This is a genomic window from Micromonospora parastrephiae (assembly GCF_016802865.1).
GTDB classification, from domain to species: domain Bacteria; phylum Actinomycetota; class Actinomycetes; order Mycobacteriales; family Micromonosporaceae; genus Micromonospora; species Micromonospora parastrephiae.
Map to the genome: position 1 here is coordinate 1 of NZ_JAEVHM010000328.1, position 3,623 is coordinate 3,623.

Annotated in this window: 4 protein-coding genes; 2 read left to right on the forward strand and 2 right to left on the reverse strand. The window is 65.9% G+C overall.

What is annotated here, in order from left to right; all coding sequences use genetic code 11:
- Positions 1–768: helix-turn-helix domain-containing protein (locus tag JNW91_RS30365; protein ID WP_238425979.1), on the reverse strand; the 768-nt coding region annotated here is incomplete at its 3' end.
- 223 nt (positions 769–991) lie between these two features.
- Between JNW91_RS30365 and JNW91_RS30370 the strand changes: the two genes are divergently transcribed.
- Both JNW91_RS30370 and JNW91_RS30375 read left to right on the forward strand, forming a co-directional pair.
- The gene (locus JNW91_RS30370) at positions 992–2,350 is read left to right on the forward strand and encodes a hypothetical protein (protein WP_203178917.1); all 1,359 of its coding nucleotides are present in this window, start codon (positions 992–994) and stop codon (positions 2,348–2,350) included.
- Positions 2,351–2,390: 40 nt separating this feature from the next.
- Entirely contained in the window at positions 2,391–2,927 is a 537-nt protein-coding gene (locus JNW91_RS30375) for an NUDIX hydrolase (RefSeq protein WP_309244527.1), read from the forward strand.
- Between the two features lie 77 nt (positions 2,928–3,004).
- Here the strand turns inward: JNW91_RS30375 and JNW91_RS34125 are convergent, their stop codons facing one another.
- A complete protein-coding gene (locus JNW91_RS34125) occupies positions 3,005–3,544 on the reverse strand; it encodes a pentapeptide repeat-containing protein (RefSeq protein WP_407664413.1) in 540 nt (179 codons plus the stop codon).
- Positions 3,545–3,623: the final 79 nt, after the last annotated feature.

Sequence of the window (3,623 nt, forward strand, 5' to 3'; positions counted from 1 at the left end):
CGGCGAGCGTCGCGGCCAGGGCCAGGCGGTCCCGGCCCGACGCGCGCAGCGCCTGCCCGACCGACACGGCGGCCGTCGCCGCAAGCACCGGATCGTCGCGGCGACCGCCATCGCCCGGTCGGCGGCCAGCCACCCAAGCTCAGCCTCGCCGAGTTTCACCAGCAGCGACGAGGTGATCCGGTACGCCTGCACCCGCAGCTCCGCCGACCGCGCACCCCGGGCGGCGTCGAGCAGACCCGGCAACACCCGCACCAACTGCCCGTAGTGCGCGTGCTGGTAGGTCAACCAGGCGTACCCAACCTGCCTTCTTGCCTGTTCCGTCGTCTCAGCCGCCTGCGGGGTGTCGTAGCGGGCGAGCGCGGCCCGGATGTCGTCCACCCCGTCCGGCGTGCCGGCAGGGGTGCTCCGCTGTTTGCCGAGCAGCACCTCCGGATCGACCCGCAGGACGTGGGCCAGCTCCTGGATCATCGAGTACCGGTCCAGGGTGCGCACGCCCCGCTCCACCTTGTCCACCCAACTCTTCGACCTGCGCAGCCGGTCGGCGAGCATCTGCTGGGTCATCTGCCGCCGCACCCGCCAGCGGGCCACCCGGCGGCCGATGGGGAGGTCATCGCTGGTCACGCCGCCACCGCCGGTCCGGGACGCGCGGGTCGTGTCGTTCACGGGTACGCGCTCGGCCTCGGCCTGCGCCAGGAGGCGCTGTTTGGCAGCCTCGCGCTCGGCCGCCTCTGACTGCTCGCTCTTGCTGGCTGGCTCGTCGCCTTGCATGCTCACCTCCGTCAGCCAGGGCGCGACGCTCAGCCTTCACCGCCACCCAGGACTCCTGCGATCAGTGAAGCGGGCTGCCGGTCGACGGACCAGATGGCAAGCGATGCGCTCACTTGCGCTGCTCAGGACGTGGGTTGCGCAGGGTTGCGCCGGTCCCCATAGGACCGCATCGACCCGTAGGCTCATCACTGCTGGTAGTTGACTGATGCCTGGAGGCGGAACCATGGCGCGACCGGTGATGAACGCGGCGTTCGAAGAACTGCTGCGTGCCGCCGGTTACGACAAGGCCCACGCCGCCTTCGCTCGCCAGCTCAATCACACCGGCCGCAACGAGGGCGCCTGGCGCTACGACGCTGCCAGCGTCTACTGGTGGCTGCGCGGTCGCCGGCCTGGCGAGCACGTACAGGCCGCGATGGCCGAAACACTTGCCCGCAAGCTCGGTCGCTCAGTCGCCGTTACGGAGCTAGGGTTTTGCGCAGCCGACAGCATCGGCACGTGTGTCTACCCCACGTCCGTCGATGGGGCGATCGATACCGCCGAGCAGATCTGGACGAAGCTGGCCAAGCACCTCAACCAACATGCCAGCGGAGCGTTCGACAGCGGCAAAGCCCTTGAGGCGGCGCTCGGCTGGCGGTATGACCTGCCCGACAAGGCGGTCAGCCGCAACGGCCGGCAACAGGTCAGCGCCACCGACGTTCAATCGCTGTACACACTGGCGGACCACTTCACCGACCTTGACCGACGTCACGGCAGCGGCTCTCCGCACACCCGTGCCGTCATGGCCGACTTCCTCGTACGTCAGGTCGCGCCCATGCTGCGCGGCACCTACACCGATTCCGTGGGACGGGACCTCATGCGCGCAGCGGCAACGCTTGCCGGTCAGCTCGCCTTCATGTCCTACGACGCGGGCGAGCATGCCATGGCGCAACATCATGTGACGCTCGGCCTACGGCTCGCCAAGGCCGCTGACAACCGCCTTTACGGCGCTCACCTGCTGGCGAACCTCGCCACCCAGGCTGTGTTCTTGGGGCGCGCCCGAGAGGCGACTCGGCTCGTCGAAGCAGCCATAGACGGGGCCGGTCGCGCACCCGCAGCCGTCCTCGCTCGGCTACATGCCACCGCCGCTACCGCGTACGGACAGTCAGGCGAGCGGCGTGCCTGCCAGCGCGCCCTCGCGAAGGCTGAACGTGCTCTCGACCGGACGGGCATCGACCCCGGCCCGCGATGGGTTGGCTACTTCAGCCCTGCCCACCTGGCCGGGGCCGCGCTGAGGTGCCTGGGCGACCTAAATCTGTACCGGCAGGCCCTTCGACACGCCCCTGACGCGCTCACCCTCGGCAGTAAGAACACCCGCACGCTTGCCCTGCACACCGCCCTCGTCGCCGTGACTCACGCCCGCGCTGGAGACACCGACGCTGCCTGCAACTGGGCCTCGAAGATCGGGCAACACGCCGCGGGCATCCAGTCGGCGCGTGTTCAACAGCGCGTCCGCGAACTCGCTACTGCTCTCAGCCCCCAGCAGGCATCGCCACAGGTCAACGAAGTTCTGCATGCACTCGCGGTCGTGTCGGGAGCCAGTTAGAGCGCTAGCGCACCTAGACATGTCCGCTAGCGTCATTGAGGTGACCTGGACGGAGCCTGCTACGTGGTACGCGAACCTGGCTTCATTCTATGCCGCCGCCGCGGCCTTCATCACCGACTCGGCAGGCAACGTGCTGCTCGTTAAGCCCACGTACCGCGACCACTGGGCCTTCCCAGGGGGCTACGTGGATGAAAACGAATACCCGCATGATGCCTGCGCCCGCGAAATCCGAGAGGAGTTGGGGATCTCGGTGGAGGTGGGCGAGCTTCTCGTAGTCGACTGGGCACCGCCCGCTGGGCAGCGGCCCCGCGCGATCATAAGCTTCACGTTTGACTGCGGGTCCATTGCCAGCCTCGGCGGCGTCAATCTGTCGAGGCGAGAGTTGGAGGATTTTGCGTTTTTCTCGCGCCAAGAGGCCGAGCAGCGCCTTCCCGACAATGTCGCTGCAAGAGTCCATGCGGCAATGCGCGCCCGCGCCAGGCATGCTCCGGTATACCTTGCCGGCGGGATGACCGTCCCACCGCCCTCTCATGATTCAACAGATCACGGAGGCGAGCGTGGGCGGCAGGGTGCTTGAACGGACTTGCCGTTTAGTTGGATTTTCCGTCTACTACGCGGTCGCGGCCTCTAACAAGGCTACCCGCATCTCGCCGTCTAGACGCTTACCCGGTCATCGGCTTCCATTGGAAGAATTATCCATGTCTCAGGACCAATCCGTCGAGAAATCCTCTCGACATTCCCCCGAACCTCACCGGGCCACACAGTTTGCGTGGACCACGTTACACCGACAAGGACCGCATCCATCAGCAATGCCTCACTAAGATCCGCCCCTGAGAGGTTGGCCCACGAAAGATCGGCGTCCCTCAAATCTGCACGTATAAACAATGCGCTCATCGCGTTAACTCGCACAAGTTGGGCGTCTCGCAGGTTCGCGTCAACGAGGATTGCGCCGGCCATGTTCGCTCTACTCAAGATTGCGCCACTCAAGTTAGCGCCAGCGAATATGGCCCTTCCAAAATTCATGCCACCCAGATCACGCTGAGACAGATTAGCATCCCTATAGTCCGCCCCCCGCTCAGCGCTAGAACTGGGACGAATGGGAACATAAGGTAATTCTTCGTCATTTGGAGCCGTGCCGGCCTGCGCCTGGCCCGGTGGCCCCACATGCCTGAGCGTGTCAACTGGTGGTTCCACAATGTCCCAACGCGCGATCGAAGCGAGAAGACGAACTACGTATGAATGGCTGCTGCCGATAGCGCCTCCCCTCCCATAA